This window comes from Lactobacillus xujianguonis, assembly GCF_004009905.1.
Classification (GTDB): domain Bacteria; phylum Bacillota; class Bacilli; order Lactobacillales; family Lactobacillaceae; genus Lactobacillus; species Lactobacillus xujianguonis.
Genome location: NZ_ML136874.1, coordinates 1 through 23,894, shown reverse-complemented (window position 1 = coordinate 23,894; position 23,894 = coordinate 1). Strand labels below are relative to the sequence as shown.

At 36.6% G+C, this 23,894-nt stretch carries 23 protein-coding genes and 1 pseudogene; 17 read left to right on the top strand and 7 right to left on the bottom strand.

The annotated features are described in order from the left end of the window. Positions 1-82 precede the first annotated feature (82 nt). Positions 83-1,231, top strand: coding sequence for a non-hydrolyzing UDP-N-acetylglucosamine 2-epimerase (wecB, locus tag EJK17_RS02430; protein WP_103661499.1), 1,149 nt, complete (start codon positions 83-85; stop codon positions 1,229-1,231). 18 nt (positions 1,232-1,249) lie between these two features. Here the strand turns inward: wecB and EJK17_RS02425 are convergent, their stop codons facing one another. Next, a complete protein-coding gene (locus tag EJK17_RS02425; protein ID WP_103661498.1) occupies positions 1,250-1,789 on the bottom strand; it encodes a GtrA family protein in 540 nt (179 codons plus the stop codon). Next, positions 1,782-2,228 (bottom strand): flavodoxin, encoded by a 447-nt coding sequence (locus tag EJK17_RS02420; RefSeq protein ID WP_103661497.1) that lies wholly within the window; start codon positions 2,226-2,228, stop codon positions 1,782-1,784. Before EJK17_RS02420 ends, EJK17_RS02425 begins: the two co-directional genes overlap by 8 nt. Positions 2,229-2,370: 142 nt before the next feature. On the opposite strand from EJK17_RS02420, the gene map reads away from it, so the two are divergent. The 5 genes from map to EJK17_RS02395 all read left to right on the top strand — a co-directional run bounded on the left by map (position 2,371) and on the right by EJK17_RS02395 (position 7,769). Then, on the top strand, positions 2,371-3,198 hold the full coding sequence (gene map / locus EJK17_RS02415; RefSeq protein WP_127796162.1) for a type I methionyl aminopeptidase: 828 nt from the start codon (positions 2,371-2,373) through the stop codon (positions 3,196-3,198). A gap of 9 nt (positions 3,199-3,207) precedes the next feature. After that, positions 3,208-4,122 carry a YihY/virulence factor BrkB family protein gene (locus EJK17_RS02410; protein WP_103661495.1) on the top strand — a complete coding sequence of 305 codons (915 nt, stop codon included), beginning with the start codon at positions 3,208-3,210 and terminating at the stop codon, positions 4,120-4,122. Between the two features lie 100 nt (positions 4,123-4,222). Continuing rightward, entirely contained in the window at positions 4,223-5,389 is a 1,167-nt protein-coding gene (locus EJK17_RS02405) for a thiolase family protein (protein ID WP_103661494.1), read from the top strand. Beyond that, a complete protein-coding gene (locus EJK17_RS02400) occupies positions 5,386-6,600 on the top strand; it encodes a hydroxymethylglutaryl-CoA reductase (RefSeq protein ID WP_127796161.1) in 1,215 nt (404 codons plus the stop codon). Before EJK17_RS02405 ends, EJK17_RS02400 begins: the two co-directional genes overlap by 4 nt. Then, complete coding sequence (locus EJK17_RS02395; RefSeq protein ID WP_103661492.1) at positions 6,600-7,769, top strand: hydroxymethylglutaryl-CoA synthase; 1,170 nt, start codon at positions 6,600-6,602, stop codon at positions 7,767-7,769. The genes EJK17_RS02400 and EJK17_RS02395 overlap by 1 nt, the downstream gene beginning before the upstream one ends. Here EJK17_RS02395 and EJK17_RS02390 read toward each other — a convergent pair whose 3' ends face one another. Further along, positions 7,770-8,054 (bottom strand): hypothetical protein, encoded by a 285-nt coding sequence (locus tag EJK17_RS02390; RefSeq protein WP_103661491.1) that lies wholly within the window; start codon positions 8,052-8,054, stop codon positions 7,770-7,772. It lies immediately after the preceding gene. Positions 8,055-8,131: 77 nt separating this feature from the next. Between EJK17_RS02390 and EJK17_RS02385 the strand changes: the two genes are divergently transcribed. Then, the gene (locus EJK17_RS02385) at positions 8,132-9,085 is read left to right on the top strand and encodes an alpha/beta hydrolase (RefSeq protein WP_369823597.1); all 954 of its coding nucleotides are present in this window, start codon (positions 8,132-8,134) and stop codon (positions 9,083-9,085) included. Positions 9,086-9,470: 385 nt separating this feature from the next. Here the strand turns inward: EJK17_RS02385 and rlmD are convergent, their stop codons facing one another. Beyond that, complete coding sequence (gene rlmD / locus EJK17_RS02380) at positions 9,471-10,850, bottom strand: 23S rRNA (uracil(1939)-C(5))-methyltransferase RlmD (RefSeq protein ID WP_103661489.1); 1,380 nt, start codon at positions 10,848-10,850, stop codon at positions 9,471-9,473. A gap of 125 nt (positions 10,851-10,975) precedes the next feature. Between rlmD and recX the strand changes: the two genes are divergently transcribed. Continuing rightward, positions 10,976-11,791, top strand: coding sequence for a recombination regulator RecX (recX, locus tag EJK17_RS02375; protein ID WP_103661488.1), 816 nt, complete (start codon positions 10,976-10,978; stop codon positions 11,789-11,791). Positions 11,792-11,804: 13 nt separating this feature from the next. Then, a complete protein-coding gene (locus tag EJK17_RS02370; RefSeq protein WP_103661487.1) occupies positions 11,805-12,284 on the top strand; it encodes a hypothetical protein in 480 nt (159 codons plus the stop codon). 9 nt (positions 12,285-12,293) lie between these two features. Here EJK17_RS02370 and EJK17_RS02365 read toward each other — a convergent pair whose 3' ends face one another. After that, the gene (locus EJK17_RS02365; protein WP_103661486.1) at positions 12,294-12,755 is read right to left on the bottom strand and encodes a hypothetical protein; all 462 of its coding nucleotides are present in this window, start codon (positions 12,753-12,755) and stop codon (positions 12,294-12,296) included. Positions 12,756-12,860: 105 nt separating this feature from the next. Between EJK17_RS02365 and EJK17_RS02360 the strand changes: the two genes are divergently transcribed. Together EJK17_RS02360 and EJK17_RS02355 are read left to right on the top strand one after the other, a co-directional pair. Then, positions 12,861-13,730 carry a hemolysin family protein gene (locus tag EJK17_RS02360; protein WP_103661485.1) on the top strand — a complete coding sequence of 290 codons (870 nt, stop codon included), beginning with the start codon at positions 12,861-12,863 and terminating at the stop codon, positions 13,728-13,730. Further along, a complete protein-coding gene (locus tag EJK17_RS02355; RefSeq protein ID WP_103661484.1) occupies positions 13,730-15,301 on the top strand; it encodes a peptide chain release factor 3 in 1,572 nt (523 codons plus the stop codon). Before EJK17_RS02360 ends, EJK17_RS02355 begins: the two co-directional genes overlap by 1 nt. A 37-nt stretch (positions 15,302-15,338) precedes the next feature. Here EJK17_RS02355 and EJK17_RS02350 read toward each other — a convergent pair whose 3' ends face one another. Continuing rightward, entirely contained in the window at positions 15,339-15,620 is a 282-nt protein-coding gene (locus tag EJK17_RS02350; RefSeq protein ID WP_103661483.1) for a DUF1827 family protein, read from the bottom strand. A 138-nt stretch (positions 15,621-15,758) separates the two neighbouring features. Beyond that, positions 15,759-17,990, bottom strand: a complete 2,232-nt coding sequence (locus EJK17_RS02345; RefSeq protein WP_103661482.1) for an ATP-dependent Clp protease ATP-binding subunit — start codon at positions 17,988-17,990, stop codon at positions 15,759-15,761. 177 nt (positions 17,991-18,167) lie between these two features. Here EJK17_RS02345 and EJK17_RS02340 point away from each other — a divergent pair, with 177 nt between their 5' ends. The 6 genes and pseudogenes from EJK17_RS02340 to EJK17_RS02315 all read left to right on the top strand — a co-directional run bounded on the left by EJK17_RS02340 (position 18,168) and on the right by EJK17_RS02315 (position 23,486). Further along, positions 18,168-18,350 carry a hypothetical protein gene (locus EJK17_RS02340; protein WP_103661481.1) on the top strand — a complete coding sequence of 61 codons (183 nt, stop codon included), beginning with the start codon at positions 18,168-18,170 and terminating at the stop codon, positions 18,348-18,350. 114 nt (positions 18,351-18,464) lie between these two features. After that, positions 18,465-18,731, top strand: a complete 267-nt coding sequence (locus tag EJK17_RS02335; protein WP_005718606.1) for a phosphocarrier protein HPr — start codon at positions 18,465-18,467, stop codon at positions 18,729-18,731. Continuing rightward, entirely contained in the window at positions 18,731-20,464 is a 1,734-nt protein-coding gene (ptsP, locus tag EJK17_RS02330) for a phosphoenolpyruvate--protein phosphotransferase (protein ID WP_103661480.1), read from the top strand. The genes EJK17_RS02335 and ptsP overlap by 1 nt, the downstream gene beginning before the upstream one ends. Positions 20,465-20,700: 236 nt before the next feature. Next, positions 20,701-21,099, top strand: a complete 399-nt coding sequence (gene spxA, locus EJK17_RS02325) for a transcriptional regulator SpxA (protein WP_103661479.1) — start codon at positions 20,701-20,703, stop codon at positions 21,097-21,099. Between the two features lie 105 nt (positions 21,100-21,204). After that, the gene (locus EJK17_RS02320) at positions 21,205-21,900 is read left to right on the top strand and encodes an adaptor protein MecA (RefSeq protein WP_103661478.1); all 696 of its coding nucleotides are present in this window, start codon (positions 21,205-21,207) and stop codon (positions 21,898-21,900) included. A gap of 236 nt (positions 21,901-22,136) precedes the next feature. Beyond that, positions 22,137-23,486: pseudogene (locus EJK17_RS02315) on the top strand (IS4 family transposase). The last annotated feature ends 408 nt before the right edge of the window (positions 23,487-23,894 follow it).

Sequence of the window (23,894 nt, the reverse complement as noted above, 5' to 3'; positions counted from 1 at the left end):
ATAATCTACCTCAATTAAACCATATTATGTTGAATCAGGTTAGAAAAATCAGTAAGATTAAAGTAATTAAATGGAGGCTTTTATGAAAAAAATTAAGGTAATGACTGTTTTTGGTACGCGGCCAGAAGCAATTAAGATGGCGCCATTAGTTTTAAAATTGCAAAAAAATGAGTGCTTCGAAGAAGTGACAGTAGTTAGTGCCCAACACCGGGAAATGTTAGATCAGGTTCTGGATATCTTTAAGATTAAACCAGATTATGATTTTAACATTATGCACCAGAATCAAACTTTGGCTGATATTACGTCCAAAGTGTTACTTGATTTAACTAAAGTTCTTGAACAAGAAAAGCCAGATATTGTTTTAGTCCATGGTGATACCACCACTAGCTTTGCGGCCGGTCTAGCTACCTTTTATGAGCAAATTACTTTGGGCCATGTGGAAGCAGGGCTGAGAACGTGGAATAAGTATTCACCGTTTCCAGAAGAAATGAACCGGCAAATGACTGATGACTTAACTGATTTGTACTTTGCGCCAACTGAACTTTCTAAGAGTAATTTACTGAAAGAAAATCACAAGGCTGACAATATCTTTGTCACAGGTAATACGGCAATTGATGCCTTAGAGCAAACTGTGCAAAAAGATTACCATCATCAAGTCATGAATGAAATTACTCCAGGCAATCGCGTGATCTTAGTAACAATGCACCGCCGGGAAAACCAAGGTGAACCAATGCGTCGCGTCTTCAAGGTCATGAAGCAAGTGGTTGATAGTCATGATGATGTCGAAATTATTTATCCGGTCCACTTATCACCAAGAGTGCAGGCGGTGGCTAAAGAGGTCTTGGGTGGCGATCCCCGGATTCACTTAATTGATCCACTGGATGTAGTTGACTTCCATAATCTAGCTAAGCGTAGTTACTTCATTATGACTGACTCTGGCGGCGTTCAAGAAGAAGCTCCAAGTTTGGGGAAGCCGGTTTTAGTTTTGCGTGATACCACTGAACGTCCAGAAGGTGTGAAAGCTGGTACTTTGAAATTAGTCGGCACGCAGGTTGATTCTGTTAGAGAGAGTATGCTGGAATTATTGGAAAACAAGGCTGCTTACGAAAAAATGGCGAATGCCAAGAACCCATATGGAGATGGGCATGCTAGTGAGCGCATTATGGACGCAATTAGCTATTACTTTGATCAAGAAAATCAAACCAAGCCAAAAAATTTTGAATCAAGATAAGCAAAAAAGCTGGGAAAATTATTTCCCAGCTTCTTTTTGCTTTTGTACGTGTTTGTCTTTTTGTTCTTGGATGCGAATTTTAGCCCGTTCAATCATCGTGTGCTCTTGCTTTTGGAAGACGGATCTAGTCGTCAAATAATTAAAAATACCGACTAAAATTTGATCAATAATCTTAACTAGTAAAGCATTTAAGTGTAACCAAGATAAGCCGACTAGCATAATCAACGTATCGGGAATTAGACTGATGATCCGGTAAGTGAAAAAGACAATCAGTTTATGCCAAGTTGAGTGATCGTGATCAACATTATTAATAAAAACAGCTTTTTGATTGAAATAAAATGAAGCCAAATTAGAAATAATAAAGGCAACCGTATTAGAAATTACCACTGCACTATGCCACCATTGGTGCAAGATCATGAAGGCAACGGTGTTAATTAGGGCTGCTACGAATCCAAAAATCATGTAGACCCATAAATTTCGGTGTCGTTTAACGAGTTTTTGACCTAAAACTCTAATATTTGCTTCATCAGAGACAACTTTTTTAAGATTTTTATGCATTTAACTTATCATTCATTTCTTCTGCAGCAGTATCGATTTGGTCAATATCGTCATCGTCAGGGGCATTTTCAATGGTTACGGCTGGGACAATTTCAGTAGCGCCGCATTGTTTAAAGGCCTTTTCGAAGTCAAAAACATTTTCACAGAAGTGTTCACCATAAGTCTTATCGCCTGATCCCATTACAGCGAAATACTTGCCATTAAGGTCTAATTCTTTAAGTTGGGCATAGAAATCAGCCGTTTCATCGGTCATTTTACCTTCACCATAGGTATAAGTAATCATAATGCAAAGATCTGCATCTAAGTAGTCGGTAGCATCAGTAAAGCTAACATCACTGGAGTCTACTTCAAAACCATAGTCTTGTAAATCCTCTTCTAGCATTTCTGCCATATCTTCATCATTTCCAGTCATGCTCGCGTATACAATTTTTGCCTTCATGAGCCATACCCTTTCTAGCGTTTTTTAACTATCATTATACCTAAAAAATTGAAAAATTCGTAATGCTTTAGTAAAGTTTTAAAAAAAGAGTTTAAAAAACGTTATAATAGAACTAACTATTTTTTTAGAGGAGCGAAGAAATTTGATTACAATTAAATCTGTACGTGAACTTCAAGGTATGCAAAAGTCAGGTCGACTTCTTGCTTCAATGTTTGAAGGATTGCGTGATGTTATTAAGCCTGGAATTTCTACTTGGGATATTGAAAAGTGGTGCCAAAAATATGTTAAATCAAAGGGTGGCCGCCTTTCAGAACAAGGTTTTGAAGGTTACAAATATGGTACTTGTATTTCAGTTAATGATGAAATTGCTCACCAAACTCCAAGAAAAGATCGAATTTTAAACGAAGGTGACATCGTTAAAGTTGATGTTACTTGCAATCTTAATGGTTATGAAACTGATTCATGTACTACTTATCCAGTTGGTAAAATTTCAGAAGCTGATCAAAAGTTAATTGAAGTGACCAAGAAGGCAATGTACTTAGGAATTGATCAAGCAGTGCTTGGCAATCGTATTGGAGACATTGGGGCTGCAATTCAACATTGGGTTGAAGATAAAAATCATTATGGTGATGTGCGTGAATTAGTGGGTCATGGTATCCAACCTTCAATTCACGAAGATCCAGAAGTACCACACTGGGGTAAAGCTGGTCATGGTTTGCGTTTACGTGAAGGTATGACAATTACTTGTGAACCAATGGTTGAAGCGGGTGGCGATTGGCATATTGACCAAAGAACAGTAGATGATCCAAATGATGATTGGGTTTACTACGCAACTCCAGATGGTTCCAACTCTGCTCAATTTGAGCACACCTTTGCAATTACTAAAGATGGTCCTAAGATCTTAACTTTGCAAAAACCATACGATGGTTATGAAAAATACTTGCCTCACTTCGATGAAATGGATGATTAAGGTTTTTGGATGAATTTTGCGGATATTCGCACAAAGCTAAATCGCTTTTATAAAGTATTATCAGCGACAATTTCCGAAGGTGAAGTTTTAGCTAGTGCAATTGTGATTGCCTACTACATTTTATTTTCAATCTTTCCAATTATCATTATCATCGGAAATGTTTTGCCACTTTTTCATATTGATACTAAGCCAATCGCGAATTATTTAAGTTTGATTTTCCCGCAGCAAATTTCTACTTATATCATGCCGATTGTTAATTCGTTGCTGAAAAGTCAGTCAACTGGATATATTTCATTTGGTATTGTCTTTGCAGTATGGTCTTTTTCTAATTTGGTTAATGCAATTAGAATTGGGATGAATCGGGTATATGATGTACACCGAACAGAATTAAAATTGTCGCTACTTACTTTTTTGTGGACAAGATCATTTACTATTCTGTTAACGGCGTTAATGATTATCGTTTTTACCGGCATCAGTTTGATCTTGATCTTTGGACAACAAGTGTTAGATTTTCTTGAACCGATTTTTCGACTTTCAGTAGGCGAAATTAAAAAGATTTTTAGTTATCGTTATCCGGTAGTAATCATGATGATGATTTTGGCGGTAGCTTATTTAAATTACGCTTTGCCAAATATCAAAGTGAAGAAACGGGTAATTTGGCCAGGAGTTTTTACGACTGTTATTGGCTGGTTGGCCTTATCTTATGGTTTTAGTTTTTACTTACATAATTTTGCAATTAGTTGGGAAAACTACGGCATTATTGGGACTTTCATTATCTTTATGCTATGGTTGAACTTAGCTTCATTATTACTCTTATTTGGTTCGAGTATAAATGCAACGATTGCTAAAATTAGGTATGGTCAGATTGAATTTTCGGCAGGTAATTTGGCTTCATATATTCAAAAAAAGCGGCATCAAAAGTAGCCCAATAAAAGTTATGTAAGAGAGTTTTCTGCATAGCTTTTTTCTTTTTGCCAAAGATTAATTATAATTAGTAAGGAAAAATTTTTTGAAGGGATTTTTTATGAAAGAGATTTATATTGTAGCAGCTAAGCGGACTCCTTTTGGCAAATATTGCGGCTTCTTCAGTGAGAAGAGTGCGGTTGATCTTGGAGTTATTGCTTTAAAGAAAACATTAGCAGCAATTAATTTGGATCCAGCTGAAGTCCAAGCAGTTTTAATGGGAAATGTTGTTTCTGCAGGACTTGGGGAAAATATGGCACGTCAAGTTGCGCTGAAGGCTGGTTTACCTGAAACAACGGTGGCTACTACGATTAATGACGTCTGTGGCTCAAGTTTAAAGGCTGTTAGACTGGCTCAAGGACAAATGGAAATGGGCGACTTAGACTTAGTAGCTGTTGGTGGTAGTGAAAGTATGACCAATGCTCCTTACTTAGTAGCTAAGCAAGATAAAGAAAATCCGGTCGGAAAACTTAAAAATGCTTTGTTTACTGACGGTTTAAATGATGCATTTTCTGGTCAACATATGGGAATCACAGCAGAAAATGTGGCACAAAGATATCATGTTAATCGCCAACAAATGGATGAGTTTAGTTTGCACTCACATCAAAAAGCAGTCAAAGCAATTGCAAGTAATGCTTTTGAAGATGAAATTTTACCAGTAACGATTGGTGAGAAGACTTTGACCCATGATGAGCCAGTCAGACCTGATACTAGTTTAGCCGCTTTAAAGCAGCTTAAAACAGTCTTTAAAGAAGACGGCATGGTCACAGCGGGAAATGCTTCACCTTTAACTGACGGAGCAAGTATGATTATTTTAGCCACTAAGGAAAAAGTAGCTGAATTAAACTTACACCCGATTGCCAAGTTAGGCGAATTTGCAGAAGCTGGCTTTGATCCAGACCTAATGGGCTATACTCCGTACTATGCTGTGCAAAAACTTTTGCACAAGACGCATCATACTGTGGATGATTATGACATTTTTGAGATTAATGAAGCTTTTGCATCTCAATCAGTTGCATTAGCTCGAGATTTAAAGATTCCAGCTGAGAAATTAAACGTTTTAGGTGGCGCTATCGCTTTAGGACATCCCTTAGGAGCTACTGGCACTAGATTAATTACAACTGCTATTAGCGCTTTAAAACAAAAACATGGTCAAAGAGCGTTAGTTACTTTGTGTATTGGCGGTGGACAAGCCATTGCTTATGAGATTGAATGTGTGGAAAAATGAAATTTTATCAATTAAAACCTGAAGAGCGTCGCAGTTTACTAGCGCAGGAGGGGATTGATTTAGCTCCGATTGACCCAGAAGCTTTGCACAGTTTAAACTTGTTAATTGAAAATGTGGTTGGTCAGGTACGTTTACCACTAGGTTTGGTGGAAAAGTTAATTGTTAATGGCCAAAGCTATTGGGTACCGATGGCTATTGAAGAGCCATCCGTGGTGGCTGCCGCTAATCATGGTGCGCATATTTTTGCTCAAAATGGCGGCGTTCAAGCGGTTAGTCATCGTCAAGGCATTTATGGGCAGATTGTGCTTAAGGTTAATGCTGATTTTGAAGCTAAACAATTAACTGAAAAAATTCCAGCTTTAATTACGACTACTAATCAGGAATTTGCTAGTTTAATTCGCCACGGTGGCGGTTTACGTTCAATTGAATTTAAAGTTAAAGACGATTTGCTTTATCTCAAAGTTTTAGTTCATCCAGCTGAAGCGATGGGCGCTAATAAGACTAATTCAATTTTGGAATATCTTAGTAAGCTGCTGGTTGAAGAAAAAGGTATTCAAGAAAAACTTTTTGCAATTTTATCTAATTATCCGAGTCAACGCACTACTGCTAAAGTTGCACTTGATTTTGCCAGTGTTGGTGGACGTAAAAACGCTGAACGGATTGCCTTATTAAGTCAGATTGCTCACAATAATGTTTATCGAGCAGTGACCAATAATAAGGGAATTATGAATGGTGTTGATGCTGTTTTGGTGGCAACTGGGAATGATTATCGCGCAATTGAGGCTGCTTGCGGAGTTTTAGCTAGTCAAAACGGTCGCTATGAGAGCTTGAGTACTTGGAAAATTGACAAGGAGCAGCTAGTAGGAGAATTAACCTTGCCCATGATGATTGGAACTGTTGGTGGCTCGATTAAGGCTAGAAAGGATATCCAACAAGCTTTTAGCTTTTTTAAGGGGAAAATTTCTAGTGCAAGACTCGGCGAGATTATTACTGCGATTGGGTTAGCCAATAATCTGACAGCGATGTTAGCAATTGCTACAACGGGAATTCAAGCTGGACATATGAAATTGCAGGCGCGAAATACAGTGGCCAGTTTAGACGCTACTGACACAGAAAAAAAGCTAGTTTTAAAAGAATTAATCAAGCATAAAAAATATTCACAGACTTTTGCACAAAAAATGTTGATAAAGCTCAGAAAGGAAGAGAAGTAATGCAAGTTGGGATAGATCAGATTGGAATGTACACGCCAAATAAATTTGTCGATATGGTTGATTTAGCTCATGCACGAAATGAAGATCCTAATAAATATTTGATTGGGATTGGGCAAAGACAAATGAGTGTTGCCGATGAAACCCAAGATGCGGTTTCAATGGGAATTAATGCTACTTTGCGCTATTTTGATCAAATTGATAAAGATAAAATCGGTTTGTTAATTTTTGGTACTGAAAGTGGTGTCGATCAATCCAAGTCTGCTTCTTTGTTTGTTAAATCTGCTTTAGGGTTAAAAGCAGATGTGCGTACTTTTGAAGTTAAAGAGGCCTGTTTTGGCTTAACGGCTAGTTTAATGACTGCGCGTGATTTTGTGCGAGTTCACCCAGATCAGACGGCAATTGTCATTGGTAGTGATATTGCCCGTTATGGAATTGGCACGCCAGGAGAAGTTACTCAAGGTGCTGGTAGTGTTAGTCTATTAGTTTCAAGCAATCCTCGGATTCTTTCTTTAAATAATGGTCATAGTGCTTACAGCGAAGATATTAATGATTTTTGGCGGCCTAATAATTCTAAAGTTGCCATGGTGGATGGAAAATATTCAACGCAAGTATATTTGGATTTCTTTGAAAAAACTTTCACTGCTTATAAAGAACAAAAGAACTGGCATACCCAAGACTTTGCGGCTATTATTTACCACTTACCTTTTACTAAACAGGGCCTAAAAGCAAATCGACTGGCAATTAAAGATCAAGATTCTGCAGTACAAGATTGTTTGCAAAAGAGCTTTGAAGCTTCTAAGTGGTTAAGTATGCGCATTGGTAATATTTATACCGCTTCGCTTTATCTGAGTTTATTAAGCTTATTAGAAAATGACAAAATGGAACCTAATTCATTAATTGGTTTGTTTTCTTATGGCTCAGGCGCCATGGCTGAATTTTTCTCAGGTAATTTAGTAGATGGCTATCAAAAACAATTAAATCCCCGTGTTGACCAAGCTTTACTTGACCGCCGGCATCAATTAACTGTGGCAGAATATGAAAAAATCTTCACTCAGGCTTTACAAGATCCGGCTAATAATGTTGAACTTGAAAGTGATGAAGAAGTAGGCGTTTGGTACTTTGCTGGGTTAAAAGATAATATTCGGCAATATCGCCGGGTAAAAGCATAGTTACATTACCGTAGCTTGTCCTTTTTCTAAGGTTAAATGTAAACCATAAATGGGGTATTGCTGCTGATCAATTAATAAATAGATGCTTAAATGTCGGTGATGAATTTTCTTTAAAAGAGCAATGATCTTTTGTTGGGTCATTGCTTTTTTTCCAGGCAAAAATAAACATTCATTTGCCGTTAAGGTAATTTTAGCTAGTGGAAGAATTTGATCTTTGTTTTTAATAAAAAAGGTGGTTTCAGGATTTAAGTTACTAATCATTTGTAAAAAATCAGGTAATTTCATTTTTTAGCTCTTTCCTATATGAAGCAGCAAGTGCTATACTTGTTAATATCGCTTTTTGAATAGAATAACTAATGGTGATTAATTTGAAACATAAAAAGCTCTTAATTTCCTTAGTAACTATTATAACGGTTTTAATAGTTGCCTTTGTTGGTGCCGGCTTCTATTTCTTTAATGTTGCGTGTGTACCTAGTCATAAATCTTTTATTAGCGCTAATACTAAAGTGGTTAAAAAATCTGATCCACTAGCTAAAGAAAAGAAATGGTATTTTGCGCAGCCTAAAAAGCATTGGTATCTAAAATCTGCTAGTCAAAATTATCGCTTAGACGCTAATTATTTACCAGATAAGAAGTCTAAGAAGACAGTCATTATTTTGCATGGCTATATGAAAAATAAAGATGAGATGTCAGCTTATGCGAGTCTCTTTCATCAATTAGGCTATAACGTCTTGTTACCTGATGCTCGCGCGCATGGTCAAAGCCAAGGAAAATATATTGGTTATGGCTGGATTGAAAAAGCAGATGTCAAAAAATGGGCTAAGCAGGTAGTTAAAAAGAACGGTCCACATAGTAAGATTGTCATTTTTGGGGTCAGCATGGGTGGTGCAACCACAATGATGACTAGTGGTGAAAAACTTCCTAAACAAGTTAAGGCGTTTGTTGAAGATTGTGGTTACAGTAATGTAAAAGCTGAAATTGAGCACGAAGCAAATTCCTTATACCACATGCCAGCTTTTCCCCGTTTTCCTTTAGTAGAAATCTTAAGTGGCATTAATCGGGTAAAAGTAGGCTACTTTTTAGGGGATGGTTCTTCTGTTAAGCAACTAGCCAAGAACAAACGACCAATGCTATTTATTCATGGAGCTAAAGATACTTTTGTGCCTACTAAAATGGTTTACGCAAATTATCATGCTAGCCGTGGTCCAAAACAGTTATGGGTTGTTCCTGGTGCTAAGCATGCCAAATCCTTTGAGACACATCCTAAGCTTTACCAGCAACACGTGGCAACATTTTTACATAAATATGTGAAATAAGCTGTTTGCAAGCGGTTACACTCGTGCTATAGTTAAAGTGTGGAAGGGGTAAAAATATTTTAACAATATAAGAATAAGTAAGTTTTTATCTCCAGAAGAATTGTATATTATTGTTGGAAAAAAGATTCTCTATAACAATTAGAGGTGTCGGCCTATTAGTAAAATTATCTTTATTACAATGGCTGTTTGCAAGAATTCCAATTTATAGAAATTACGTATTTACGTAAAACCCAAACAAGTGAATGTTAATGTTGGTTGCGACTAGCCATTGTTTAGACATAAATAAACAATTATGAATCGTGACTATCAATTGATGAGTTTACCTCGTCCACCTATTAAAAAAAACAGTTATGACCAGATGTGTCATAACTGTTTTTTTGCTCTTTTATTTTCTTAACACTAATTTAGCAATGCATTCACAACGTGGAGTTTGTGGTAACATATCAACGTTTTGAATTAACCGGACATCATATGCTTCAGAGAGTAAAACTAAATCTTGAGCAAGAGTTGATGGGTTACATGAAATATACACAAAAGTTTGCGGTTGAACGCGTAAAAGGGTCTTAATCAAACTTTTAGCCAAGCCCGTTCTTGGTGGGTCAACAATTAAAGCATCAATTGGTAAGCCACCTTTTTGGAGTTCTGGTAAGACTTTTTCAACGCTGCCTTGGAAATAATCAGCATTTTTAAGATGGTTTAACTCGACATTGTGCTTTGCATCTTCAACTGCTTCAGGGATGGTTTCAATTCCCACAACTTGTTTAACTTGATCAGCAGCTAAAATTCCAAGAGTTCCGACACCACTATAGGCATCAATTAAAGTTTGATCTGGCGTTAAATCCAAATATTTTAAAGCTTCCGAATACAAAGTTTTAGTTTGCACAGGATTTAATTGGAAGAAGGCGCGTGGTGATAAAGCGAACTTCTTACCTAAAATTTCTTCCGTAATTGTATTTTTACCAGCTAACTTTTCGGTTTTATTGCCCCAAACTTGTGGATTACGCCAATCAGTTTCATTTTGAAAGACACTGACTACGTTAGGTAATTTCATGATTTCATTACTTAAAGCCAGTAAATTCTTAATTTTGTGGCCAATCGTGATCAAAGTGACTTGAATTTCCCCAGTTGCTTCAGATTGACGGACTACGACAGTTTTAATACCGTCTAAATGTTTGCGGCGATCAGCAATGAAGACGTGCAATTTGATGATTAAATCTTTAATTGCTAGTTCAGTTTTTTTGGTGTCTTCGCTTTGGGTTGGCATAACAGGTAGGTCAATTAGTCGGTGAGAATTAGGTGCAAATAATCCTAATTTGACCTTACCGTGATTGCGTTCGATTTGGTACTGAGCTTTATTGCGATAATGCCATTGATCAGGAGCTGGCAAGGTATTCTTGATTTTATATTTGGCATAACCACGGGGATGATATTTCTTTAAAGCTTCAAGCACGTTATCCTTTTTAAATTCTAATTGTTTGTCATAAGATAAGTGTGCTAACTCTAAACCGCCAATTTCAGGATCCACGTCTTTAGGAAAGTCGACGCGGTCAGGACTCTTTTCTTTAATTCGGATTAATTCACCTTGAAGGTAGTGAGGATATTCTTTGACAATTTTGGCGACAACCACTTCTTCTGGTAAAGCACCAGGGATGAAGATAATCTTCTTGCGGTAATAACCAATTCCTTCACCGTTAATCCCTAAGCGTTTAATAGTAATAATGACATCTTTTTCTTTGGGTTTATTCTGATTAAAATTTCTACGCATGTTAATTCTTTCTACAATAATCTTTTTGACAATTTAAATATCATTGTACAACGTTAAAAAAGTTCTTAGCAAGGATTATTATTTTTTGTTAGCATAGTTGTGAATAGGTTAGAAAGGGTGAAAAAATGGCAATCATTACCAAAGTTAGTGCCCAGAAAAGACCGGGTCGTTACAACATTTTTTTAGATGGTAAATATGCATTTTCTGCTAGTGAAAAAACACTGGCTGAATTTATTCTGCTTAAAGGAAAAGAATTAAGTGAAGAAAAAGTCACAGCAATTAAGCAGTTTGATGCAGATGCTAAGGCAAGTGATTTAGCGGCACACTTTTTAAGTTATGAACCGCGAACGATTTTTGAAATTTTACAGTACTTAAAAAAGCATGAGATTTCTGATGAAGCGGCTAAGAATGCGGTTCAAGAACTAGAGGCGCTTGGCTATTTAGATGATCGTCAATATGTGCAATTATTTATCAAAAATAATTTGCGCGTCGGTAGCGATGGCCCTAAAACTTTGCAAAGAAAGTTAACGCAAAAAGGCGTTGATCCAGAAATTAGTGCTACTGAGCTTGAGGAAGTTAGTGATGAAGACTGGGTTGAAATTGGTCAGCGGGTCGTTAAGTCAATGAAGCATCAGGTAGGCAAGTTATCCGAACGTGAATTAAAACAAAAAATCAAAACTAAATTGCTGACCCATGGATTTGATAGCAGTCTTGGAGATTTAGTAATTGAGCAACTAGATCTTGCCCCTAGTGAAGATGAACAGTTAGCCGCGCTAAAAAAACAGGGAATAAAGGCTTATAAGCGGTTCAAACGTTTTGATGAACGTGAACGAAGGTTTAAAATTAAAAGGTATTTGTTTAGTCATGGCTTTTCTAGCGGGGAAATCGACGCCTTTTTAGAGGGTGAAATCATTCCCCTAGAAGAATTAGATGAATATTAAGGAGTAAAAAACAATGGCAGATAAGAAACTACAATCATTAACCTTTATTGGTCGTCCTTTTCCAGATGGAATGATGGATGCTCAACGGACTTTTTCTAAGAGTAACTTGGAAATGGAGAAGGACGAAAATTTCCAAAAGTTTTTAAAGGATAACAATTTAGCAGATCACCGGACTGTCATGATCGACTTTGGTCCTGATCACTTTATGTACTGGTATGGGATCGTGACCGATCAAAAAGTTGAAGTGCCGAAGGGTTTGATGAAATTTGTTCTACCAGAAGCTGAAGTAGCCCAAGAAGAGAGTAATGGTAATTTAACTAACTTCAATTTACCGCTCAACTATATTGTGCCAACTTTCTTTAAAGCTTTAACTGATCGCGGAATTGAAGTTTATGAAAATCCTGGTGATAGTGAAACGCCATATTTCTTACAAGACTTAAATTTGACCACAAAAAAACTGGTTCAGACTTGGTATCTGAAAGCCAGTAAATAAGTTGGGTAATTAGTGTTGTTTAGGGTCAATTGAAAGGTTGTCATATTCAACATAAGCACCTAAACAGGTGGAAATAAACATAATTAATAAGACAATTCCAGTAGCTGTTCCGACAATCGCATCTAAAGTTAAAAAGTCGCGAACAACAATTGTTGCTAGTAAGCACAAGATAAAATCAAGTATGACATTGGCAAATAATAGCCAATAACGCCGACGAATACTGAAAAAGCGCAATAGTTGTTTGAGCAAACCGTCTTGCGTTTGCATAGCTAATAAGTCGACTGGGCGCTGAATAGTTGCTTTGATGGCAAACATGATCAAAGAGCCAACGAAAGCACCGATCAAGGTTCGCATAAGCTCAGCTGAGTGTAAAACTAATGCATTATAACCAATACCGATGATAGCTAAGCTACAAAGATAAGGAATTAATAGTAAAAAAGTAAAAACTAGTAAAATATGACTTTTCTTCATAAGATCCATCCTCGCTTCTTTATGAGTATTCTATCATATTAAACTAGTAAACATGCTATAATATGAGTATTTAAAGACTTTTCATAGAAAGAGAGTAAAGCAAATATGACTAGTGACCCGGAAGCCGGAGGATTATTTAGCCGTTTAAAAAATAAGTTTTCTGGCGAGAAGGCTGAAGGAACAAAGGATCATTTGTTCCAGGAAATTAATGACCTCCATGAGCAAAAAAAGATAACTGATGCCGAATATTTAATGCTGGAGGGTGTTTTAGATATTCAAAGTAAATCTGTACGTGAAATCATGGTTCCGCGAACAGATGCCTTTATGGTGGACGAAGAAGTTCCTTTTAGTCAAAACTTAGATTTAATTTTGCAGCGGCCATATTCGCGTATCCCTGTTTATCAAAAAGATAAAGATAAGATCATTGGTGTTATACATATTCGCAGCATCCTAAGAGCAGCCCGCAAACAGGGCTTTGATCAGATTGATTATCAGGATGTAATGGATGAACCATTATTTGCACCAGAAACTGCTGATATTAGTGAACTTTTGACTGAGATGCAACAAACTCAACGGCAATTAGCAGTACTATTAGATGAATATGGCGGAGTTGTGGGGATTGTAACCATTGAAGATTTGGTTGAAGAAATTGTTGGCGACATCGATGATGAGGTTGATCACGCAGAAGTTTTATTTAATCAGATTGCTAAAAACAAATACATTATCTATGGCAAGATGCCGCTGGATGATTTTAATGAACAATTTAACACGAATCTTGAAATGGATGATGTTGATACAGTCGCTGGTTATGTAATAACCCAATTAGGAGTTATTCCCGCTAAAGGTGAAAAGCTGAGGGTTGAATTACCTAATAAAATGGTATTAACAACTGGTAGAATGAAGGGGTCAAGATTGTTAACGTTAGTTTTAACGATCCCCGAAGATGAAGTAAAGGAAGAAGAATCGAAGGATTAATGGATAAAGAGTTGTTAGATAAAGTTAAGAAGAGAAGAACGTTTGCGATTATTTCTCACCCGGATGCCGGTAAGACGACAATTACGGAACAATTATTGCTTTTTGGTGGGGTAATTAGAAAAGCCGGAACTGTTAAAGCGCGTAAGACTGGTAATTATGCTACTAGTGACTGGATGGAAATTGAAAAAAAGCGTGGTATTTCAGTTACTAGTTCCGTTATGCAGTTTGAATACCAAGGCAAGCGGATTAATATTTTGGATACTCCAGGTCACCAAGATTTCTCCGAAGACACTTATCGGACTTTGATGGCAGTTGACTCGGCTGTCATGGTAATTGACTCTGCTAAAGGTATCGAACCACAAACTAAAAAGCTGTTTAAGGTTGTAAAACAAAGAGGTATTCCAATTTTTACCTTTATGAACAAACTTGATCGTGATGGTCGTCCGCCACTAGATTTAATTGCTGAATTGGAAGATTTGCTCGGTATTGAGGGTGTAGCCATGGACTGGCCAATTGGTTCCGGACAAACTTTAAAGGGTTTGTATGACATTGCTAATAATCGAGTTGAACTTTACCACAAGGATGGGGCAGATCGCTTTATTCCGCTTGATAAAGATGGTAAGTTGCCAGCTTCTGAAGCACTTAGTCAAGGTCCACAATTCCAAGAGACTTTAGATGATATCGATTTAATTAAAGAAGCAGGAAATACCTTTGATCGCGAAAAGATTGCAATGGGTGATCAAACGCCAGTCTTCTTTGGTTCTGCTTTGACTAATTTTGGGGTTGAAACTTTTTTGAATAGTTTCGTTAATTTAGCACCATCGCCAGAAAGTCATACAGTTAATGAAAATGAAGAACTAAGTCCTGAAGATTCAGAATTCTCTGGTTTTGTCTTTAAGATTCAAGCTAATATGAATCCGCACCACCGTGACCGAATTGCCTTTGTTCGGGTAGGTAGTGGAGAATTTAAGAAGGGGCTTGATGTTACCTTAGCTAGAACGGGTAAGCCAATTCGTTTGAATAATGCAACAGAATTTATGTCTAGTGAACGAGTTCAGGTTTCAGATGCGGTTGCTGGGGATATTGTTGGTTTGTATGATACTGGTAATTTCCAAATCGGCGACAGTATTTATTCAGGCAAGCGCAAGATTGTTTATCCACCACTTCCAGAATTTACGCCAGAGCTCTTTATGCGGGTAACTGCTAAGAACGTGATGAAGCAGAAGTCATTCCATAAGGGAATGAACCAATTAGTCCAAGAAGGGGCCATTCAACTTTATCGTAATTACCAAACCGATGAATATATTTTAGGGGCCGTTGGTCAGTTGCAGTTTGAAGTTTTCAAGTTCAGAATGCAAAATGAATATAATTCAGAAGTTGAAATGAGTAGCATCGGGCATCGCGTAGCGCGCTGGATTGATCCAGAACAATTAGATCCGGCGATGTCTAATTCGAGAAACTTATTAGTTAAAGATCGTTACGATAATCCGCTCTTCTTGTTTGAAAATGAATTTGCAGAACGCTTCTTTAAGGATAAGTATCCAGATGTGAAGTTAACTGAAAAGTTGTAATAAAAAAACTCCTAGGATTTTAATCCTAGGAATTTTTTTATTTATCAATATGGATTTCAACAATATGCCGACTTTTATCAACTGTTAAATTATAAGTAGTATCGGTATTTTTAACTAATCGCTTAATCACAAATTCAACTTCATTTTCACGAATTCGGCGATCGTGATTTTCTAAAGCAATTCCAATAGCAGTTTTACTTTCAGTGTATATAACGGAAGTATTACCTAAAGAATAAACCTTAACATAAATTGCGTCAGTTGTGTTTAACTGACTGTGAACCAACTCAGCGTAGCTATTGGTTACATCTATTAAGTGCATGTAATTCACCCATTTCTGTTCTATATAAATCCTAACTTTAGTATACTCTAAATTCACAAAAGTTTTAGAGTAAATCCAGAAAAAAATGATGGGGAAACATTTTCCTCATCATTTTTAAAACTATTATTGATAGCAGTCTTAGTTATTGTCTGAGGCTGAATTTGTTGCAGTTACTGCTTGATCCTGATCTGAAATAGTAATTTTACCATCAACGACATCAGCTAATAGGTTCTTGCTTTCTGGATGATCAAGCTTGAAATCAGCTACATTATCTTCAATTTCTTCTTGAATTGTCCGACGAAGTGGACGAGCGCCCATTGCAGGGTTAAAGCCGTCGTCAACTAATTTCTCCTTAGCAGCGTCAGTAACATCAATATGCAAACCTTGGTCCTTAACCATGTTGTTAGTATTGTTAAGCATCAAGTTGACGATCTTAATCAAATCATCCTTAATTAATTCGTTAAATTCAATGACATCATCAAGTCGGTTCAAAAATTCCGGCTTGAAGAATTGGGTCATTGAGCTTCTAGCAGAATCTTTTTCTTCATCGCTATTTTCTGCAGCAAAACCAACACTGGCATTTTTAATACCTTGACCTGCATTAGAAGTCATGATGATGATAGTGTCTTTGAAGGAAACTGTTCGTCCTTGTGAATCAGTTAAACGGCCATCATCCAAAATTTGTAAGAAGAGGTTCATGACATCAGGGTGAGCCTTTTCAATTTCATCTAATAAAATTAGACTATAAGGATTGTGGCGAACTTGTTCAGTTAATTGACCAGCTTCTTCGTAGCCAACATAACCAGGAGCAGAACCGATTAACTTAGAAACAGAATATTGTTCCATATATTCTGACATATCAAATCTAATCATGGCATCTTCTGAACCAAACATTTGCTTAGCTAATTGTTTAGCAAGTTCAGTCTTACCAACACCTGTTGGTCCAACAAAGAGGAAGGAGCCAATTGGACGACCAGATTTATTAAAGCCAATTCGGTTACGCCGAATAGCACGAGCTACTTTTTCAACGGCTTGATCTTGCCCAATAACATGAGCTTTCAAGTCACTGGCTAAGTTTTGCAATTGATTTTCTTCTTGTTTTTGAATATCACCAACAGGGATGTTGGTCTTTTCCTCAACAATTTTATCCATGATCTTATCAGTGATGATTGGAGCTTTATCAGGATCAACTTTTTGGCCCTTCATCTTGTCATACTTTTCAATTTGATCACGGTAGTAAGCTGCCTTTTCATAATCTTCATTCTTCAAGGCATCTTGTTTCAATTGTTGAGCAGCATTGATGCGTTCGATCATCTTATCCTTATCGATGTAAGGAATAGTTAAGTTCATTCTTGAACCAGCTTCATCTAACAAGTCAATTGCTTTGTCGGGTAAGAAGCGGTCTTGAATGTAACGAGCTGATAATTTGGCTGCAGACTCAATTGCAGCATCAGTATATTTAACATGGTGGTAGTCTTCGTAACGCTTTTGGATACCTTTCAGAATTCTGATAGTTTCATCAATTGAAGGTTCTTTAACTTCAACCGGTTGGAAACGTCTTGCTAAAGCAGAATCTTTTTCGATTTCACGATATTCTTTGATCGTGGTTGCACCAACTAGTTGTAATTCGCCACGAGCTAAGGCTGGTTTAATAATATTACCAGCATCCATACCACCTTCGGCGTTACCAGCACCAACGATTTCATGAATTTCATCGATGAACAAGATAATGTCGTCGTGACTCTGTAATTCTTTAATTAACTGTTCCATTCTTTGTTCAAATTGACCACGAATACCAGTCCCCTGAACCAAAGAAACCACATTTAATGAGATAATTCGTTTATCTTGCAATTTAGCAGGCACAGAACCATCAACAATTTGTTGAGCTAAACCTTCAACTACAGCAGTCTTACCAACTCCAGCTTCACCGATTAAAACAGGGTTGTTCTTAGTTCTCCGGTTTAAAATTTCAATTACGCGGGCAATTTCTTGATCACGACCAATAACTGGATCAATCTTACCTTTTTTAGCTAGAGCAGTTAAGTCTGTTCCATATTGATCAAGCAGAGAACGGTTATTATTTTGACCGCCACCATTGTTGCCACCGCCCATTTGCATTGCTGGGCCTTGATTTTCATTATTGTTATTAGCGGCATTGCGACCATTTCCGTTTAATGCATTAAATAAGTCATCAAAGTCGCCAAAAAATTCATTATTATCATTATTCATGTTAATATTACCTAAATTTCCTTGTTGATTTCTTAATTCTTGATAACATTGTTGACATAGATCAATCTCACGGCTGGCGCCATTCACCTTGGTATAAAGATGAAGGGAAGCAGGCCGCTGATGACAGTTTTGACAAAGCATTTATTTACCGCCTTTCGCTTTGAGCTTATACAAATTGTATGATTAGCACTCTACAAAGTCAAGTGCTAAGACTTGAAAAACTTATTATTTGTAAGCTTTATTTTCTATTTAAATTTGTTCACTAAAAAATTTTTTCTGTAAAATATAAATAAGGAAATAAAAGAAAGGAAGAATATCTTGGATTATCAAAAAATTCTTGAGCAACTAATTAGTGGAGAACTTAAGGAATATACGGTTGAACCAAAGAATGCTTTTGAATTTCAAAAGGCTTTGCGTAATTTTGGGAAACGGCAAAACATCAATGGAAAGGCCGAAAGAGGCGGCAATATTGTCTATACAGGTGCGAATAGCGATGACTAAATGATGTAAACTGTTACAATATTGTTGTACAAAACGGAAAAAAATGATAATCTAATATCCGAATGGGTATTTTATTACCAGTTTAATTTTTTCGATTTAAAGGAGATATTCAAAATGGAAAAACGCGATTTTCACATTATTGCAGAAACAGGTATTCACGCACGTCCAGCTACTTTGTTGGTACAAGCTGCTTCAAAGTTTGGTTCAGACGTTAACTTGGAATACAACGGTAAGTCAGTAAACTTGAAGTCAATCATGGGTGTCATGTCACTTGGTGTTGGTCAAAACGCTGACGTTACTATCACTGCTGAAGGTGATGACGAAAAGGACGCTTTGGACGCAATTGCTGATACTATGAAAAAAGAAGGTTTAGCTGAATAATGACCAAGACTTTAAACGGAATCGCTGCCAGTGACGGTATTGCTGTTGCTCCAGCATATCTTCTTGTTGAGCCTGATCTTTCATTCACTAAGTCATCAATTAGCGATGTTGATTCAGAAGTTGCTCGCTACAAGCAAGCTGTAACTGATTCAACTGCTGAAGTTGAAAAGATTCGTGATGTTGCCAAAAAGAGTTTGGGTGAGGAAGAAGCTCAAGTTTTTGAAGCTCACTTAATGATTTTGAATGACCCAGAATTTACTGGTGCCATTGAAACTGAAATTAAGAACTCAAAGGTTAATGCTGAAGCTGCTCTTGATGAAACTGCTCAAAAGTTCATCGGCATCTTTGAAGCAATGACTGATAATCCATACATGCAAGAACGTGCAGCTGATGTACGCGATGTTTCTAAGCGTATTATGGCTCACCTTCTTGGAAAGAAGTTGCCAAACCCAGCATCAATTGATCATGAAGTTATTGTGGTTGCACATGACTTAACACCAAGTGATACTGCTCAACTTAACAAGAAATATGTTAAGGGGTTTGTAACTGATATTGGTGGACGTACTGCTCACTCAGCAATTATGGCTCGTTCATTGGAATTGCCTGCTGTTGTTGGTACTGATTCAATTACTAAAGATGTTAAAGACGGTCAAGATTTGATCGTTGATGGTTTAGATGGTGTTGCTATCATTGAACCAAGTAAGGAACAAGTAGTTGAATACAAACACAAGGGTGACGCATTCCTTGAACAAAAAGCTGAATGGCAAAAGTTGAAGAACGAACCTTCAGTAACTGCCGATGGCAAAAAATTCACTATTGCGGCTAACATTGGTACTCCTAACGATATGCCAGGTGTTCATGAAAATGGTGCCGAAGCTGTTGGCTTGTACAGAACTGAATTTTTGTACATGGACTCCTCAGACTTCCCAACCGAAGATGACCAATTTGAAGCTTACAAATCAGTTATCGAAGGCATGAATGGTAAGCAAGTTATCATCAGAACGATGGACATCGGTGGTGATAAGCACCTTGATTACTGGGATTTGCCACAAGAAATGAACCCATTCTTAGGTGTTCGTGCTATTAGACTTTCACTTAAGAACGAAGAAATTTTCCGTACTCAATTAAGAGCTTTGCTTCGTGCTTCTGCTTATGGTAAGTTGGGAATTATGTTCCCAATGATCGGTACTTTGGCAGAATTGCGTCAAGCTAAGGCTATCTTAAATGAAGAAAAGGAAAAGTTGGTTGCTAAGGGAGTTAAGATCGGTGATGACTTACAAGTCGGAATGATGATCGAAGTTCCTGCAGCTGCTGTTTTAGCTGATCAATTTGCTAAGGAAGTTGACTTCTTCTCAATTGGTACTAATGACCTTATTCAATACACTATGGCTGCTGACCGTGGTAATGATAATGTGTCATACTTGTACCAACCATATAACCCATCAGTTTTACGTTTGATTAAGCACACAATTGATGGTGCTCATGAAAATGGTATTTGGTGTGGTATGTGTGGTGAAGCTGCTGGTGATAACACCATGTTCCCAATTTTGCTTTCAATGGGACTTGATGAATACTCAATGAGTGCAACTTCAATCTTGAGAATCAGAAGCTTAATGAAGAAGTTAAGTACTGCTGATTTGAAGGAATTAGCTAACCAAGCTTGCTACGTATCAGAAACTGCTGAAGATAACGAAAAACTAGTTAATGATTTAATGGCAAAGCTTACTAAGTAAGTTAAACAATACTGTTAAGTAAAAATACAATCCAAATATGGATTGTATTTTTTTGTTTTAAACTTTTAAAACAAAAAATTCACACTTTCTTCACGAAAGGACTGTATTCTTAGATATATAAAGAATACATAACAAAAGTTATAATAAGCTACTTACAAAAAAGAAGTAGATGTGTTATACTACTAGTGTAAGGACAGAAAAGTATACAATTATTTGTTTCAAGGAGCGTGAACTATATGGTAGATTTATATGTTTCTCCTAGCTGCACTTCATGTCGCAAGGCTAAGGCTTGGCTAAAAAAGCATGATATTCCTTTTAAAGAAAGAAATATTTTTTCTGAACCGTTGACCAAAGATGAATTACTTCAAATCTTGCGTATGACTGAAAACGGCACTGAAGAGATTATTTCTACTCGCTCAAGAGCTTTTCAACAATTAAAAATCGATTTAGACGATTTATCAATTGATCAGTTACTTGATCTCGTAGAAAAGAATCCAAGTTTATTAAGAAGACCGATTATTATGGATGATCGGCGCTTGCAAGTTGGTTATAACGAAGACGAGATTCGGAGATTTTTACCTCGGAAGGTACGTCGGTTAGAATTAGCTGAAGCTCAAAAAATTGCAGATTTATAAAAATAATTTAAGCGCTAGTTGGTTAACTAACGCTTTTGTTTTAAGCAAAAGTGAATAGATTTTGTTATACTATAAACAGCGAATTCATGTATGGAGGTGAAAGCTATGCAGGTAGATCACATTGATGAAAATACTATTCGGGTAAAGATTAGCAAGGATGAATTGGCAGAACGCGGTATTCGAATGCTTGATATGCTTAATAATCGCAGTAAGATTCAAAATTTCTTCTATTCAATTTTATCTGAAGTTGATACCGACCATAGTTTTGATAGTGGAGCACCAGTTTCTTTTCAAGTAATGCCTAATACCAGTGGACTTGAGTTGTTAATTACCAAAGTAAGAGACGACGATACTTTTTCAAAGATGCTTGGTAATAATGATGATGATAGTTTGCAAGGGCATGGCTTTGATGATCTTGATGAGCCGCCTACTCATCAGGAAGTTGAGCGGGTAAATCATGCCTTTAAGCCGCGTGAGACTGGTGATCAAGCTAAAAGTTCGACTAAGCGTGCATATCGGTTTAATGATTTAAGCACAGTAATTGAATTAGCCGATAATTTACATGCTTCAGATTTAGCTTCCAATTTATATTATGATCAAGGAAAATACTTTATTGAGTTAGCTTTTGTTAGCGATGAATATCAAGAGTTAAAGCCGATAGATGCGTGGGCAATTGCCAACGAATATGGTATCAAAATTAATAAACAAGAAATGCAAAATATTAAGCGTGTAGGAAAATGCTTAATGCATCAAGACGCTTTAGGAAATATTCGCCATTACTTCATTAACAAGCAAGTATAAAAGTTAAGAATTAATAAAGAAAAAGAGGACGAGCAAAAAACTCAATGTCATTAAGTTAAGACATTGACAAATTCATTCGCTTTTATAGAGCTAAAATCAATAATGATTTGAGCTCTTTTTTTATTATTTCGACCTTTTTCTTCGTAAAATAAAAGAGGAAGGATAGGCCCCCTTCCCCTCTACTTAAATTATTATTCGGGTCTTTCAAATAATCACATAGAAAGTCAAGTGTTATTATGAAAAACCTTCATATCAATATTTTAAAGCGCTTAGATCGAATTATCAATGAAACAGCAGAGCATATTCATGACTTTATCAATTCGCCATCAGCTTTTACTAGAAAACGTAAGCTCGATGCCTTCACTTTAATTAAAACCACCCTTAACATGCAGGGAAACAGTTTGGAAAAAGAACTGGATGATGCCTTTGAAGATGAAGATAAGTTAATGACGGCGTCTGCTTATGTTCAACAAAAATCTAAGCTGACATCTAAATGCTTTGAACATATTTTAAAGATGTTTAATCAAGAATTGGTTAATCTCCAGCTTCTTGATCATCAATATCGTCTTTTCGCTATTGATGGATCTGACTTTAACCAGCTCTTTAATCCTAATTCTAAAACTATAATAACCAACCAATTCCCTCAGCCAATTTGTCAGCTGCACGTTAATGCTCTCTATGATTTGCTTAATAATACCTATCATGACTGTATTTTCCAACCTAAAGCTAAAATGGACGAACGTACAGCAGCTATTGACATGCTTAATAGATTAGAATGTGGTCCATACATTGTCACGATGGATCGTGGCTATACTAGTTTTAATATGATTGAAAACTGTAATCGCATGCCTAACTGTTACTATGTCATTCGTACTAAAACGGGTAGCGGTGGAATTAAAGAAATAGCCTCATTACCAGACCAGGAATATGATGTCGATATTGGATGTAGAATTACCATTTCTCATCGATATTATGTTACTCATCATCAATATGAAAACATTCACTTGGTAAAGCATAAGAAAAAACATTATAAGAAATTTCGCTCCAAGAATACCGAAGATGCTCGTTGGGACTTTGAAGATTTCTGTACAGTTAAATTTAGAGCTTGTAAGTTTAGAATCAATGATCCAGATTCTGGTAAAGCGGAGTGGGAAGTTGTTTTAACTAATTTGGACCGAAAAGATTTTCCATTATCACGTATGAGAGACCTGTATCATCTGCGCTGGGGTATTGAAAGCTCATTTAGAAAATTAAAATATGATTTAGGCTGTGTTCAATTTCACTCTAAGCAAGACGACTTCATCGAAATGGAAATTTTAGCCCATATGATTATGTTCAATGTAAATAGTCAGATAAGCTGACAGGTTTATTTGCCACAAAAGCATTGTAAGTATAGGTATATTGTTAATTTCAAAATGGCTTGTTCCATCATTCATAAACACTATCTTAAATCTTCATCTGATCAAATCTTCCTTAAGATATTGAGTAGAATGAGACATTATGTTATTCCAATTCGACTGGGACGTAAGTACACCAGAGCTATGAAAGTCCAACCGCCAGTTTGTTTTATTTATCGAGTTGCTTAAAAAAGATTAGTTATCTTAGGATAGCTCTTTTTGTGTGCAAAGAAAGCAAAAAAGAGCTCAAATCTTTATTGATTTGAGCTCTATAAAAGCAAATGGATTTGTCAATGTCTTAACTTAATGACATTGACCGCAGGGTTGTCAGATTGTTTTTAAAGAGGATGTTCTTAGCTATGATGAAAAGAAACATTCTAATATCGGTACCTGGTTTTATAACTGGCAGTTAAAGCAAGGCGCAAAAAAACAATTAAAACAAATGAAAAATAATGTCTTAGCCTATGCAAAATAAACATTCTAAGCTAAATAGTGAATTAGTTATCCGACGGGATAATTGATTCACTATTTTTGTTCTCTTGTAGAATTAAAGTAGTAGTAAAACGATATGCCCTGTCGCTTTTAGACACTTGATGT